A 12,916-nucleotide genomic window follows, 5' to 3' on the forward strand; every position below is an offset into this window, starting at 1 on the left:
GCAGATTTTAAGAAGGGACATTCCGGATTTCGGCCGGCCCACAGCGATCAGCATCATGCCTGTTAACCATTCCTGTTAGGGTTAACTCGCCGTTTCGATGGGCCTAGATGACAGCAAGATGGTTAAGGAAAGCTAAATTCAAATTGGAAATAGCGTAAAAATATCTGATAGTTAGGAGGATTTTGATTAACCTTATATTAAAACATTTCGCGGCCGGGGATGACCCCGGCCGCGAAACTTGGAAGTCTTGGGCCGGTCCTAGCGGAACAGCGAGAGGATGTTCTGCGAAGAGGAATTCGCGATCGACAGCGACTGGATCGCCAGCTGCTGCTGGGTCTGCAGAGCGCTGAGCTTGGAGGACTCCTCTTCCATGTTGGCGTCAACGAGGCGGCCGACACCGGAGTCGATCGAGTCGCTGAGCGCGTTGACGAAGTCGTCCTGGCTGTCGATACGCTTGGAGAGCGAGCCGAGAGCAGCGCCGGCGCTGGTCATGGCCTTCAGAGCCGCTTCAACGTTGGTCAAAGCCGACTGGATCTGGCCGGCGGTGAAGTTGGTGATGCTCATCGCGTAGATCGAACCGGTCGCGCCCGACGAGGTGCCGAGGATACCCGTGGAGGTTTCAACCGCGCCGGCAGTGGTCATGCCGAACAGGACGTTGCCGAGCGAACCGCTCGAGAGAGCATAGTCGGTCGTCTTGATCGAAACGGCGTTGGAGCCGTCACGGACGAAGGAGGAAACGACGCTCTTGGTGCCGGTTGCGCCAGCAACCCAGTTTTCACCGTTGAAGGAAGCCGACTGAGCGATGCTCAGGAGCTGCTGCTGCAGCTGACCGATTTCTTCCTGGACCTTGGCCTTGTCGACGCCGTTTTCAGTTGCGGCAACGAGCTTGGCCTTGATGTCGCTGACGACGTCGATGGCGCTGTCCATTGCAGTGTAAGCGGTGTCGACCTTGGCAGCGCCTACGCCGAGAGCGTCGGAAACAGCCGAGAGTGCCTTGTTGTCCGAACGCATGGTCGTCGCGATCGACCAGTAAGCCGCGTTGTCAGAAGCCTTTTCGACGCGATAGCCCGACGAAACGTGGTTCTGCGTCTGGTTGAGGCCCTGGTTGACGGCACGCAGCGTCTGGAGAGCGGCCATTGCGGAAGAATTAGTGTTAATGCTTGTCATAAGTCTGTCCCCTGGAAAACAAGATACAAAAAGGAGGACATACCGGACTATAGTACCGGCGATGACGGACCAGCTTCATGCTACTCGGCGCCTTTTGTTTGGCCCAAACCCGTCATGTCCAGGGCAATTTCGCAGCCAATGCTTGCCAACTTCTTAAAATGACAGACTCCCTGTAGGCTCCTCGCAGGGCATAGTTAATGCCTTCTCACAAGGCTTAGTTAATGCCTGCTGAAGACAATTTATGGCATCCGAATTCGAGCGGCAAAAGCGAACTTTACCGGCGAAAAGAGCGCTTTCCTGGGGCGGTCAAGGCTTTCCGGACAAAGCAGGCGGTCATCGCGCCACCGGTTTCAAGCAAGCTTCGAATGCCAATATGGCAGATGCCGGGATAGCATCATCGGACTGACCCCGTTTTGGGAGGACGATCCATGGGCTCTTCGGCGACCGACAGCCATGCCAGAACATTTCCTTCACGGAGTTGGGTTTTGAACAGCAAAGTTTCGTTCTCTGCGGCATCCAAGGATTACCAGATGGGCCGCTACACACAGTCCTTGGCGACGCTCAACCAGCTCATGGATATTCAGCAGGACGCCAAGACCTATGCGCTGCTGGCCAAGAACCTCGTGCAGCTCGGCTTCAAGGCCGATGCCGCGAAAGCTTATGGCCTGGCCGGCAACTGCGAAGGACCGAACGCCTACGAATATCAGAAACAGGCTGCCAAGCTGCACTACGAGACCGGCAGCGAGGACGATGCCTTGCTAATTGCCATGCGAAACCTCAGCAAGGCGCAGGAAGACCCGGAACTCGCATTCATCATCACCGCGATCTATCTGAAGCGCCAGCAGCGGGATATCATCCGCCCGTTCAAGACGGTGCTGTCGGAGAGCCAAAATCCCGATCACATGCGTCTGGCAGCCCTGCTTCTCAGCGACGATCTGCACGACGCAACCAACCAGGCCCTGGCGCGCAACCTCTTCAAACGTTTCCCCGGCAATCTCGCATTCCGCTTCCTTCATCTTGTTTTCGCCCGGGAATTCAACGAGTTCGAAGAGGCGAGCAAGCATCAGGCAGTGATCGACGCCACCCTTGCAAAGGGCGATATCGAGATCCTGCGCAAGGACAACCCGTTCTATCATCTGCATTGGTGCGGCAACGAGGATTTCAACCGGTATGCGACGATCGGCACCACGCCCCTCAACCCGGAACGGGTGTCCTTCCGTCGCAGCCAGCCGCACAGCTGGTCGGACAAGATCCGGATCGGCTACATGTCATCGGACTTCTGGGATCGCCACGCGACGATGAAGCTCCTGCAGCGCATCCTAGAACTGCACGACAAGGACCGGTTCGATGTGACGCTCTTCTGCCATACCGAACCGGAGTTCCTGAAGCACAACGATACCAACCGCAGCCGCTGGGGCAGGATCGTCACCGTTCACGGCTTCTCCGACCAGGCGGTGCTGGAAGCGGTGCGCCAGCATAATATCGACATCATGGTCGACCTAAAGGGCCATACGTCAGGCAGCCGCGCGACGGCCTTCAACCTGCCGCTGGCGCCGGTGCATGTCGGCTGGCTCGGTTTTCCCGGCAGCACGGTCAATATCGACCTCGATTATGTCATCGGCGACCATTCGGTATTGCCCGATGTAGCAAAGCCCTTCTATCACGAGAAGTTCTGCCGGCTGCCGGAGAGCTACCAGCCGAACGACCCGATGCATCGCCCGAAGCCCCGCCCCGTCACCCGCGAAAAGCTCGGCTTGCCGGAAGAGGCCTTCATCTTTGCGTCCTTCAACGGCAATCGCAAGATCACGCCGGAGACGATCGACAGCTGGTGCCGCATTCTCAAGCGCGCGCCGAACAGCGTGCTCTGGCTGATGGCAAATACGCCGCGCAACCAAACGAACCTCTTGAAGCAATTCCAGACGGCCGGCATTTCGCCCAAGCGGATCATCTTCTGCCCGCGCGCGCCCTATGAAGAACATATCGACCGTCAGCAGGCGGCCGACCTCGGCATCGATACCTTCCCCGTCAACGGCCATACGACCACCTCGGAGCAGCTCTGGGGCGGCCTGCCGGTCCTGACTGTCAAGGGCACCAACTTCGCCTCACGCGTCAGCGAGAGCCTGCTCAGGGCCATCGACCTACCCGATCTCGTTGCGGCCGACCTGCAGGCCTATGAGGATATGGCTGTCGAGCTGGCTAACAATCCCGGACGGATCGCTGAGTATAAGGCGCATCTCAAGGAGAAGCGTTATATCGCGCCGCTCTTCGATGCCGAACGGTTCTGCGACCATCTGGAGCAGGCCTATGAAATCATGGCCGAGCGCGCCAGGCAGGGTCTTGCACCCGATCACATGGACATTCCGGCGCTGCCGCCGCGCACGGCGCCGTTCGCGGCCGAGTGAGGCTTTTCGACCGCTACAGCGCGCGTCTTTCAGGCGCGTGAAGGACGCCGTAGCACTTTGAATTGCTGCATAATGAAAGAACCCGCCAGAGCAGTCCGGCGGGTTCTTTCATTGGCGAATATCCAAGCGGCGGCAGCCGGTCAGCTGAACGAGCGCACCAGGCTGCCGACGAGCAGGTTCCAGCCGTCGATCAGCACAAAGAAGAGAATCTTGAATGGCAGCGAGATCGAGGTCGGCGGCAGCATCATCATGCCCATCGCCATGGTGATGGTCGCGACGATGAGGTCGATGACGAGGAACGGCAGCACGACGAGGAAGCCGATTTCGAAGCCGCGGCGGATCTCGGAAATCATGAAGGCCGGGATCAGCACGCGGTAGTCGATCGGTTCGGTCGTCTGGATGTTTTGTCCGCGCTCGCGCGCCAGATCGACGAAGAGCGCCAGATCCTTGTCGCGGGTATTGGCCGCCATGAAGGTGCGGAAGGGTTCAGCAATGCGCTGGACGGACTCGGTCTCGTTGATCTGATTGGCAAGCAGTGGCTGCACGCCGTTCTGCCAGGCCTGATCGAAGGTCGGCGACATGACGTAGAAGGTCATGAACAGCGACAGCGACAGCAGGATCATGTTGGAGGGCGTCGAGGAGAGGCCCATCCCTGAGCGGAGGATCGAAAAAGCGATGATGAAGCGCGGAAAGCTCGTCACCATGATCAGGATGCCCGGCGCGACCGAAAGAATGGTCAGCAGGCCGAATGTGCGGATGATCCAGGCGGCGACGGAGCCATCGACCGGTATATTCAACAAGTCAGTCGGCAGCTGCTGTGCCACCGCCAGTTCCGGTACCGCCATCATGGCGGCAAGGAAAACTATGAGACGAATCATTCGATGACAAATGTCCTGAACATGACCTTCGATACCCGCCCTTGCGAGCGAAGGTCAACACGTTCCTGTATGTCATCCTTGAGATATTGAAAGCCCCGCGGCCCCTCGATCTGCTGGAGGGAAACAGTCCTGATATAGGCGAGGATATCCTGGTGAATATCCTCGGAAACCTTGACATCCGGCGGCCCATTGAACAGCAGCGCGACTTCGAGTCGCACCCAATTTTCGGAGGGGTAGGCGAGGTTCGAGGTGATCGGCTCGAGCTGGACGACGTTGTTGGCCTCGGTCGAGATGCGCGCCAGGCCTTCCTCGGCCTTCTTCTTCGCCTCCGCATCCTTGGCCTGCTCGACCTCCTTGGCGCCCTTGATGTTGGGCGCGACGATCGTGCCGACCGCCCAGCCGCCGCCGGCGCCGAGCAGGGTCAGGACGGCGATGCCGATGATCGTCATCAGCGAGCCGGATTTCTTCTGCGATTGACCTGCGCTTGCGTCTGGCTCTGCCATCGTCGTTCAGCCTCAAAGCGGCGAGAAAAGATCGACGGCCTGCTGGCCGCGCGGAGGCTGCTGCACTTCCATCAGGCGGCCGCGGCCGCCGTACGAGATGCGGGCTTCGGCGATCTTGTCGTAGGAGATCTGGTTGTCGGCATTGACGTCCTGCGGACGAACGATACCGGCGACATTCAGGATGCGCAGCTCCTGGTTCAGGCGAACTTCCTGCGAGCCTGATATGACGAGGTTGCCGTTTTCGAGAATGCCGGTGACGACGGCGGCGACCAGAAGGGTGAGCTTATCGGTGCGCTCGATCTTGCCCTTGCCGTCGGTGCTGGTGTCGGAGCCATAAGTCAGGTCGGTCTTCGACTCCGGCGTCCAGCCGAAGATCTGAGCGTTGACATCCCAGTTCATGCCGCTCGAATTGGTGCGGCTGCGGTTGGTCTCGTTGTCGAAGGAGGCCTTGTCGTTGATCTGGATGTCGACGGTCAAGATGTCGCCGACGTTGAGCGCGCGCGCATCCTTGAAGAGGGCGGCCTGTGAATCGCTCCACAGCGAATAGCCCTGCGCCACGGCGCGCGGCTGCTTTGGATAAAGCGCCATCTGCGGCGTCTGGCCGTAGGCGAGGCCGCTGCCGATCGGGCTCATGGCAGGCGCACGGCCGATCTCGCTGACCGCCGTCGGAGACTGGCAACCTGCAAGGAGTGCGAGGGCGGCGATCGCGGCCGGGAAACGCATATTCATGAAGGATCCTTCGACGTATTGGGATCGGACGCACTGGCGATGACGCTGGCGATGACCGCAGCCTTCTCAGGGTCCATCTCGTTGAGGATGAGGCTCGACTGACGTGGGCCGAGCCGCATGATCACGGCGGAGGCCACCTCGATCTTCATGTCCTGCAACTGAAGTGCGGCCGCATCCGGCTTCATCTTCCTGTAGATTTCGGTGAGGCCGGCTTCGGCCTGCTTCAGGAAATCGTCGCGGCGCTTCAGCCAGTCCTGGTATTCGGCCTTGCGCTTGTCCATTTCCGCGATGCGGGCGTCGATATCGGCGCGAAGCTTTTCCAATTCCTGCTTCTGCAGGAGGTAACGCTGGTCGCGGGCGGGCTCGGCGATGTTGGTGCAGAACTGCTTGATCTCATCCTGGGAGGTGATGTCGCCTGCCGACGCATGTTCCTGCGCGAAGGCGCTGGGGATCGACAGAAGGACGAGGCCCGCGGCCGGCAACGCCAGCCGGCGCAGCAATTGCAGAACCGTCATGTCAGGGTTGATGATCTTTATCATTGCAGCACAAGCTCCGCCTGCAGAGCGCCTGCCGACTTGATGCCCTGGAGAATGGCGATGATGCCATCCGGTTTCACACCGATATTGTTGAGGCCGGCGACAAGGGTCCTGAGATCTGGACCATCGATGATGGCGACGCGCCCGCCGGTCTGCTCGGCGGCGATATCGGTCTGCGGCTGGACGGCTGTCCGGCCGCGTGAGAAGGGTTCGGGCTGGATGATCTGCGGCGTCTCGGTGACCTGGACAGTCAAGGTGCCGTAGCTGACGGCGACCGGCGAAACGCGGACGTCGGAGCCGATAACGATCGTTCCGGTGCGCTCGTTGATGACCACCTTGGCCGGCGTGTCGGTTTCGACGATGAGGTTTTCGACGTCGGCCATCAGCCGGGTGAGATCGGCCGCGCGCGGCTTCTGGATCACGACTTCCTGCGAATCCTTGGCTTCGGCGACCGGGCCGCCGAAGCGCGCCGAGGCGTAACCGTTGACGATGTCGGCGATACGGATCGCCGTCGAGAAGTCTGGGTTACGCAGCTGCAGGACGAGATTGACCGAGTCCTTGAAGCGGGACGGCAGTTCACGTTCGATGATCGCGCCGCCCGGCACGCGGCCTGCGGTGGTGACGCCTTCGGTCACGGTCGCCGCCTGGCCCTGCGCCTGGAAACCGGAGACGATGACGGCGCCCTGCGCGACGGCGTAGATCTGACCGTCGGCGCCGGAGAGCGAGGTCATGACGAGCGTGCCGCCGCGCAGCGACGTCGCGTCGCCGAGCGAGCTCACCGTCACGTCGATACGACTGCCGGGACTTGCGAAGGGCGGCAGGTTGGCGGTGACCATCACGGCCGCGGTATTCTTGGCGTTGGACTGACCGCCCTGCGTCGAGATGCCGAGATTCTGCAGCATCGCCCGCATCGACTGCTCGGTGAAGGGCGAGGCACGGAAGCCGTCGCCGGTTCCCTGCAGGCCGACAATGAGGCCATAACCGATCAACTGGTTATCGCGCCCGGCCTGAAGGGAGGCGATATCCTTGATGCGGGAGGTCAGCGCCCAGGCGGGCGCGACATCAGCCAAACTCATGGCGAGAACCGCGACAAGGGTGAGGAAACGGAAGAACAATCTCATTTTGCCCTCACATGGACCGTGCCGTCCGCAAGCACCGTGCCGCTGACGATAACGCCGGAGTCCATATTGCGCGCGCGAACGACTTGCCCGATCGTGCCGTCTTCGAGCGGCGTGCCGGCGGCGGAGATCGTCATCGCGCCGAGCGATAAGACCAGACGGATCGAAGAGCCGCGCGTCACCGTATAGGCTTCGCGCAGGCCCGAAACCGAAATCGTGCGGCCCGGCAACAGCGTGCGCTTGGAGACCATGCCTTCGACCTGGGAAATGGATTTGGCATAATCGCCGGCGAGGTTGGGATTGGTGACCTCGACCTCCTGAAGCTGGCTCGACGACAATGTGTCGCCGGGATAGATGATCGTCGTCGGGACGACGGCATAACCCATGCCTGCATCCACGTCCGCGGGCAGGAAAATGCCCGCGACTGCGATCGTGGCTGCCGCCACCCATCCTGAGATGTGTCCTGCCCGGCAAAACATCATGTTTCGGCCCTTCCCTTTACTTCAGGTTCTTGCTGACGATGGAGGCCATTTCATCAGCGGTGGTGATCACCTTGGAATTCATTTCGTAAGCGCGCTGGGCCGAGATCAGCTCGGTGATTTCCTTCACCGGGTCGACGTTCGAAGATTCCAGGTAACCCTGCTTCATGTAGGCGAAGCCTTCCTCGTCAGGATTGCCGATGACGGCTTCGCCGGAGGCCGGCGTTTCCTGGAAGAGATTGTCGCCGAGCGGCTGGAGGCCCGCCTCGTTGACAAAGTCGGCAAGAGTCAACTGGCCAAGCTCGGTCGCCTCCGTCGCTCCCGGCAGCTTCGCCGAGACCTGGCCGGAGCGGCTGATCGTCAGTTCGGTCGAGCCCGTCGGAATGGTGATGCCGGGAAGGACCTCGTAGCCGTCGATGGTGACGAGCTGGCCCTGGTCGTTTTTGTTGAAAGCGCCGGCGCGGGTGTAAAGCGTCGTACCGTCAGTCGACTGGATCTGGAAGAAGCCCTTGCCGATCAGCGCCACGTCGAGATCGTTGCCGGTCTGGGTCAGTTCGCCCTGGAGATGCAGGTTGCGGACCGCCGAGGTCTGGACGCCGAGGCCGATATTGGCACCTTCCGGAACGACGGCCTGGTTGGCGCGGTTGGCGACACCCTTGGCACGTTCGGTCTGGTAGAGAAGATCCGAGAATTCGGCGCGGGCGCGCTTGAAACCGGTCGTATTGATGTTCGCGATGTTGTTCGCGATGACTTCCAGATTGGTCTGCTGGGCATCCATGCCCGTTGCTGCGATGGCGAGCGCTCTCATGTGTTCGTCCTCAAATCAGTTACATCTGCATCTTGGTGACTTCGAGAAAGGCCGAGACGACCTTGTCGCGGATGGCAATCGCGGTCTGCAGCGTCTGCTCGGCCTGGAGCATGGAATCGACGACTTCGCGCGTCGACGCCGTGCCCTTGATACCGGCAAAGGACATGCTTTCCGCACCCTTCAGGCTGTTGACCGCGTCGCTCGCCATGTTGCCCATGACGGAGGCGAAGCTCATGCCATTGGGCGCACCTGCGGCGCCCGGCATAGTGGCGACAGACGACGAGGCGGAATTTTCGGTGTCAACGGCGCCGAGCGCACGGGTCATCGAAAGGTTGCTGACATTCTGGACGCTGCTGATCATTATTATTGGCTCTTCAGGAGGTCGATCGTGGAGGAGATGAGATCGCGGGTCTGTTTGATGGTCTGCAGATTGGCGTCATACGAGCGGTTGGCTTCGCGCATGTCGGCCATCTCGACCAGGATATTGACGTTCGGCAGTTTGACGACGCCCTTCTGGTCCGCAGCCGGATTGCTGGGATCGAATTCAGTGCTGAAGTCGCCTTCGTCGACGCCGACCTTCTTGACGTTGACAGTCTCGACGCCGTTGGTACGATCCATCTGCTGGCCGAAGGTGATCGTCTTGCGGCGGTAGGGGTCGGCACCGGGCGTGTCGCCGGTCGAGCGGGCATTGGCAATGTTTTCCGAAACGATACGCAGGCGCGTCGACTGCGCCTCGAGCCCGGAACCGGCGATTTTCATTGCTGCTGAAAGCGGATCCATGACTTTACCTCCTGACGGTCATCAACATCATGCGGTTGAAGGAACTGACCAGCGAGGTGTTCAGATCGTACTGGCGCTTGATATCGCCCGACTTGGAGAGCTCTTCGGCCAAACCGACCGTATTGCCGGATTCCTGGACGCCGATTTCCTGGTCGAGCGCGGCGTCCTTGACGTCGATATCGCCGCTGTCGCTGAAATCGTTGCCGCTGAGATGCGCCGGATTGGTGCGCGCCATGTTGATATTGGAATTGTCGAGCACCGCGTCAAAGGGCGTAACGTCCTTGGCACGGAATTTCGGGGTATTGGCATTCGCGATGTTGCCGGCAACAACCTGCTGACGGATCGTCAGCCATTCCGCCTGCCGCGAAGCCAAGTCGAAAAGTTGGATCGGTTGCATGAGAACTCTCCGTTTTTACTGTCCCGAACCTAGTGCGGTAATCTTGCGTGGGACTTACGGGAATTCAGGCTTCGAGGCGGTTTTCGCCGAACGCCGCCGCTATGACAGCGCCGCGCGTCTTTCGGACGCGCAAGGACGCCGTAACTCTTTGAATTACTACGTCATTCCTTAAATCGGAATCGGTCCAACGAATGCCGGAATAAAAAAGGGGCTGCGGCCGGTTCGCGGCGGAGCCCCTGTTGCCTTCGGCGTTTGTGGACAAGTTCAGTTGTTCTGGTAGATCTCGCCCTTGGAGGTGACGATCACCCATTTCCCGTCGCGCTGTTCGAGTGTCGCAAGGCGGCTTTCGTCGGGCAGGATCGAGCCGATGCGCACCACGTACATGCCCGACGGATCCTCGATCAGCGCCCGGCCGTTGGAAACATGCAGCAGGCGGAAGGAAGATTTGCCGGGGAAAGGCTGATTTTCCTGTATGGCGCGGCCATCGCGCTCCTTGCCGAGATCGGAGACCGTCGCCGTCGTCAGCGGATCGATCGGCGGGGCCTTCTTGTCCGCCTCGTTCTTGTTGACCATGGCAAGCGGCGAGACGCTGAAGACGTTGCGGGCCGGCCAATCCGGCAGTTCACGCGAATTCTCGCTGGCGGCGACATTGATGCCGAATTTGTCCGCGTTGAAGAAGACGTACCAGGGAAAGAAGGCGGAGGCGCCGGCAAGCGCCAGGCCGGCGAAGGTCAGAAACCGATCCAGGATGGCGGCTTTCCTGCGCGGCTTCAGGGAAGCGATACGTTCGTCGTCGAAATCAGCCACGTCTAGCCTCTCCTCTGAATAGGGCCGCCCTGATTGCCCATGCCGGCTGCAGCCTTGAGCGCGCCGGCGAGATCGGCGAAAGCGTCGAGCGAGTCGCGATCGCCTGGAGACTGCTTCAGAACGTCGTAAATAATCGGCACCTGCTTGATCGCCATGTCGAGATCGGGATCAGCACCCTGACGGTAGCCGCCGATCATGCGCAGGTCGCGCGTCTCTTCGAAACGATGGATCAGCACCTTCAGCCGCGATACCAGCTTTTCCTGATCCGGCGTCCAGGCCTTGCGGGCAAGACGCGAGATCGAAGCGAGCGGATCGATCGGGGGATAACGCCCTTCTTCGGCGAGGCTGCGCTGCAGGACGATATGACCGTCGAGGATGCCGCGGGTCGAATCGGCGATCGGGTCATTGTGATTGTCGCCGTCGACGAGGATCGAGATGATCGCCGTGATGGTGCCGGCGCCCTCGGGGCCGGGACCGGCGCGTTCCAAGAGGCGCGGCAGTTCGGTGAAGACGGAGGCGGGATAACCGCGCGCGATCGGCGGCTCGCCGGAGGCGGTCGCCACCTCGCGGATCGCATGGGCGAAACGCGTGACGCTATCGACGATGAAGAGGACGTTCTCGCCCTTGTCGCGGAAATGCTCGGCGATGGTGACCGCCGTCAGCGGCGCCATCTTGCGCAGCATCGGGCTCTCGTCGCTGGTGGCGACGACGGCGATCGCCTTCTTCATATTGCTGCCGAGCGTATCCTCGATGAATTCGCGCACCTCGCGGCCACGTTCGCCGACGAGCGCAATGACAACCTTGTCGAAGGCATCGGCGCGGGCGAGCATGGACAGAAGCGTCGACTTGCCGACGCCGGAACCGGCGAAGATGCCGAGGCGCTGGCCGAGGCAGAGCGGCGAAAAGATGTCGATCGCGCGCACGCCGGTCTTGAAGCCGGTCTCGACACGCTTGCGGGTCATCGAGGGCGGCGCGGTATTGGAGATCGAGCGGCGATCGAGGCCCTCGGTGATCGGCCCCAGCCCGTCGATCGGCTCGCAGAGCGAGTTGACGGTGCGCCCACACCAGCTGTCCGTCGGTGAAATGCGGAAGGCGCCCTTGCGGATGACGGTATCGTGGATGCCAATCGGCTCGCCGGGTTCGATCGGGCAGACATAGATCAGTTCCGGCTCGACGCGCACGACCTCGCCGAGATGAATGCCGGTCGCCGATTTATGGGCCACGAACTCGCCGAGACGAACATGGCGGGAGAGACCGTGAACCGTGTAGTGGCCGGCAGCGATGGTCTGCACGCGGCCGCCATGGGCAACCGCGAACTCCGGCGATGCGTATCGGTCAACGAGCCCCGCCAGATGCGCCAGCTTGGGAGAAAGGCCGTCCGCTGATAGTAGCGTGGTGCTCATGCTTCAAATCCCACCCTAAAATACGTCGCGCGCAGCGACGTATTTTAGATGTTTGTTCTTGTGCATGTCGTTCTCCCAAAACCGCCGGACACTTTGAGCGACATGCATTAGCGGCTGCCCCCAAGCGTCTGGACGGCTTCCTTGAAGGAATCTTCGCTGTCGCGCATCAGCGATGACACGCTCTCGAAGGCGCGGTTGACCTCGATCAGCTGGGTGATCTCGCGCATGGCGTTGACGTTGGAGTTTTCGAGATAACCCTGCTCGACACCGACATTGAAGCGGTCGACGACGGCGCGCGGCTGGTCGGTGGTCATGATGCCGCTGTTTTCGTAGCGCAGGTAACCCTTGCTGATATCGGCCTCGAACAGCCCGAGCGAGCCGATCTGGCGGCCACCCTGATAGATGATGCCGTCGGTGCCGACGGCCGGCTCGCCGCCTGTCGTGTTGAGTTGGATCGGCGCGCCGCCGGCGTCAAGTACCGGGTATCCGCGGATTGAGACAAGTTCGCCGGTATCCTTGATCGTGAAGCGGCCATCCCTCGTCAGAACCTGGCCGGCCGGCGTGTCGAGCGCAAACCAGGCATCACCCTTGACGGCGAAATCGAGCATGTTGCCGGTGTGCTGCAATTCGCCATTTCCCTGGTTCAGGTAGTCGTTGCCCTGGGAAACGAAGGCGACCTTGGTGTTCAGCTTGTTCCTGGTGGCCGCCACCATCTCGTCGAACTTCACCTCGGTGGCGCGAAAACCGGTCGTGTTCACGTTCGCCATGTTGTCTGCGATGGTGGTCAGACGCTTTTCGAGAGCCATCTGCGACGACAGAGAAACATAAAGACCGGATTGCATGTCGGTAAGCTCCAAGCATTGGCGATGAACGGAACGAAAAGCCGGGCGTCGTCTCATGTGGTTCGGC

The 12,916-nt window shown here is 60.7% G+C and carries 16 protein-coding genes; 2 read left to right on the forward strand and 14 right to left on the reverse strand.

From position 1 onward, the window contains the following. Positions 1 to 258: 258 nt before the first annotated feature. Positions 259 to 1,167, reverse strand: coding sequence for a flagellin N-terminal helical domain-containing protein (locus tag G9X64_RS20705; RefSeq protein ID WP_168310499.1), 909 nt, complete (start codon positions 1,165 to 1,167; stop codon positions 259 to 261). A 241-nt stretch (positions 1,168 to 1,408) separates the two neighbouring features. On the opposite strand from G9X64_RS20705, the gene G9X64_RS20710 reads away from it, so the two are divergent. Further along, a complete protein-coding gene (locus tag G9X64_RS20710) occupies positions 1,409 to 1,573 on the forward strand; it encodes a hypothetical protein (protein ID WP_171377351.1) in 165 nt (54 codons plus the stop codon). Positions 1,574 to 1,595: 22 nt separating this feature from the next. Beyond that, the gene (locus G9X64_RS20715) at positions 1,596 to 3,569 is read left to right on the forward strand and encodes an O-linked N-acetylglucosamine transferase, SPINDLY family protein (RefSeq protein ID WP_168310500.1); all 1,974 of its coding nucleotides are present in this window, start codon (positions 1,596 to 1,598) and stop codon (positions 3,567 to 3,569) included. 140 nt (positions 3,570 to 3,709) lie between these two features. On the opposite strand, the gene fliP is transcribed toward G9X64_RS20715, so the two are convergent. The 13 genes from fliP to flgF form a co-directional block, all read right to left on the reverse strand. Then, on the reverse strand, positions 3,710 to 4,447 hold the full coding sequence (gene fliP / locus G9X64_RS20720; RefSeq protein ID WP_168310501.1) for a flagellar type III secretion system pore protein FliP: 738 nt from the start codon (positions 4,445 to 4,447) through the stop codon (positions 3,710 to 3,712). Continuing rightward, on the reverse strand, positions 4,444 to 4,950 hold the full coding sequence (locus tag G9X64_RS20725; protein WP_003545539.1) for a flagellar basal body-associated FliL family protein: 507 nt from the start codon (positions 4,948 to 4,950) through the stop codon (positions 4,444 to 4,446). The genes fliP and G9X64_RS20725 overlap by 4 nt, the downstream gene beginning before the upstream one ends. 12 nt (positions 4,951 to 4,962) lie before the next feature. Then, positions 4,963 to 5,679: a flagellar basal body L-ring protein FlgH gene (flgH, locus tag G9X64_RS20730; RefSeq protein ID WP_011650477.1), complete on the reverse strand. Its 717-nt coding sequence runs from the start codon at positions 5,677 to 5,679 to the stop codon at positions 4,963 to 4,965. Beyond that, positions 5,676 to 6,218 (reverse strand): MotE family protein, encoded by a 543-nt coding sequence (locus G9X64_RS20735; protein ID WP_168310502.1) that lies wholly within the window; start codon positions 6,216 to 6,218, stop codon positions 5,676 to 5,678. Before G9X64_RS20735 ends, flgH begins: the two co-directional genes overlap by 4 nt. Beyond that, positions 6,215 to 7,336, reverse strand: a complete 1,122-nt coding sequence (locus G9X64_RS20740; protein ID WP_168310503.1) for a flagellar basal body P-ring protein FlgI — start codon at positions 7,334 to 7,336, stop codon at positions 6,215 to 6,217. The genes G9X64_RS20735 and G9X64_RS20740 overlap by 4 nt, the downstream gene beginning before the upstream one ends. Then, a complete protein-coding gene (gene flgA / locus G9X64_RS20745; protein ID WP_003545535.1) occupies positions 7,333 to 7,815 on the reverse strand; it encodes a flagellar basal body P-ring formation chaperone FlgA in 483 nt (160 codons plus the stop codon). The genes G9X64_RS20740 and flgA overlap by 4 nt, the downstream gene beginning before the upstream one ends. 16 nt (positions 7,816 to 7,831) lie before the next feature. Then, positions 7,832 to 8,620 carry a flagellar basal-body rod protein FlgG gene (gene flgG / locus G9X64_RS20750; RefSeq protein ID WP_168310504.1) on the reverse strand — a complete coding sequence of 263 codons (789 nt, stop codon included), beginning with the start codon at positions 8,618 to 8,620 and terminating at the stop codon, positions 7,832 to 7,834. Between the two features lie 19 nt (positions 8,621 to 8,639). Continuing rightward, positions 8,640 to 8,981 (reverse strand): flagellar hook-basal body complex protein FliE, encoded by a 342-nt coding sequence (fliE, locus tag G9X64_RS20755; RefSeq protein WP_168310505.1) that lies wholly within the window; start codon positions 8,979 to 8,981, stop codon positions 8,640 to 8,642. Between the two features lie 2 nt (positions 8,982 to 8,983). Continuing rightward, a complete protein-coding gene (gene flgC / locus G9X64_RS20760) occupies positions 8,984 to 9,400 on the reverse strand; it encodes a flagellar basal body rod protein FlgC (protein WP_168310506.1) in 417 nt (138 codons plus the stop codon). A 4-nt stretch (positions 9,401 to 9,404) separates the two neighbouring features. Further along, a complete protein-coding gene (gene flgB, locus G9X64_RS20765; RefSeq protein WP_003545529.1) occupies positions 9,405 to 9,797 on the reverse strand; it encodes a flagellar basal body rod protein FlgB in 393 nt (130 codons plus the stop codon). Positions 9,798 to 10,061: 264 nt separating this feature from the next. Then, complete coding sequence (locus G9X64_RS20770; protein WP_168310507.1) at positions 10,062 to 10,604, reverse strand: flagellar protein; 543 nt, start codon at positions 10,602 to 10,604, stop codon at positions 10,062 to 10,064. Positions 10,605 to 10,606: 2 nt separating this feature from the next. After that, on the reverse strand, positions 10,607 to 12,007 hold the full coding sequence (gene fliI, locus G9X64_RS20775; protein WP_168310508.1) for a flagellar protein export ATPase FliI: 1,401 nt from the start codon (positions 12,005 to 12,007) through the stop codon (positions 10,607 to 10,609). Between the two features lie 107 nt (positions 12,008 to 12,114). Further along, positions 12,115 to 12,849, reverse strand: a complete 735-nt coding sequence (gene flgF / locus G9X64_RS20780; protein ID WP_168310509.1) for a flagellar basal-body rod protein FlgF — start codon at positions 12,847 to 12,849, stop codon at positions 12,115 to 12,117. Positions 12,850 to 12,916: the final 67 nt, after the last annotated feature.

It is taken from the genome of Rhizobium sophorae (genome assembly GCF_013087515.1).
Taxonomy (GTDB): domain Bacteria; phylum Pseudomonadota; class Alphaproteobacteria; order Rhizobiales; family Rhizobiaceae; genus Rhizobium; species Rhizobium sophorae.

Excerpts from the sequence above, each read along its gene's own strand:
- flgC (WP_168310506.1), bottom strand. The coding sequence starts at position 9,400 with ATGGATCCGCTTTCAGCAGCAATGAAAATCGCCGGTTCCGGGCTCGAG.
- fliE (WP_168310505.1), bottom strand. The coding sequence starts at position 8,981 with ATGATCAGCAGCGTCCAGAATGTCAGCAACCTTTCGATGACCCGTGCG.
- G9X64_RS20725 (WP_003545539.1), bottom strand. The coding sequence starts at position 4,950 with ATGGCAGAGCCAGACGCAAGCGCAGGTCAATCGCAGAAGAAATCCGGC.
- G9X64_RS20705 (WP_168310499.1), bottom strand. The coding sequence starts at position 1,167 with ATGACAAGCATTAACACTAATTCTTCCGCAATGGCCGCTCTCCAGACG.
- G9X64_RS20710 (WP_171377351.1), top strand. The coding sequence starts at position 1,409 with ATGGCATCCGAATTCGAGCGGCAAAAGCGAACTTTACCGGCGAAAAGA.
- G9X64_RS20740 (WP_168310503.1), bottom strand. The coding sequence starts at position 7,336 with ATGAGATTGTTCTTCCGTTTCCTCACCCTTGTCGCGGTTCTCGCCATG.
- flgH (WP_011650477.1), bottom strand. The coding sequence starts at position 5,679 with ATGAATATGCGTTTCCCGGCCGCGATCGCCGCCCTCGCACTCCTTGCA.
- flgA (WP_003545535.1), bottom strand. The coding sequence starts at position 7,815 with ATGATGTTTTGCCGGGCAGGACACATCTCAGGATGGGTGGCGGCAGCC.
- flgB (WP_003545529.1), bottom strand. The coding sequence starts at position 9,797 with ATGCAACCGATCCAACTTTTCGACTTGGCTTCGCGGCAGGCGGAATGG.
- G9X64_RS20715 (WP_168310500.1), top strand. The coding sequence starts at position 1,596 with ATGGGCTCTTCGGCGACCGACAGCCATGCCAGAACATTTCCTTCACGG.
- G9X64_RS20735 (WP_168310502.1), bottom strand. The coding sequence starts at position 6,218 with ATGATAAAGATCATCAACCCTGACATGACGGTTCTGCAATTGCTGCGC.
- fliI (WP_168310508.1), bottom strand. The coding sequence starts at position 12,007 with ATGAGCACCACGCTACTATCAGCGGACGGCCTTTCTCCCAAGCTGGCG.
- flgG (WP_168310504.1), bottom strand. The coding sequence starts at position 8,620 with ATGAGAGCGCTCGCCATCGCAGCAACGGGCATGGATGCCCAGCAGACC.
- flgF (WP_168310509.1), bottom strand. The coding sequence starts at position 12,849 with ATGCAATCCGGTCTTTATGTTTCTCTGTCGTCGCAGATGGCTCTCGAA.
- fliP (WP_168310501.1), bottom strand. The coding sequence starts at position 4,447 with ATGATTCGTCTCATAGTTTTCCTTGCCGCCATGATGGCGGTACCGGAA.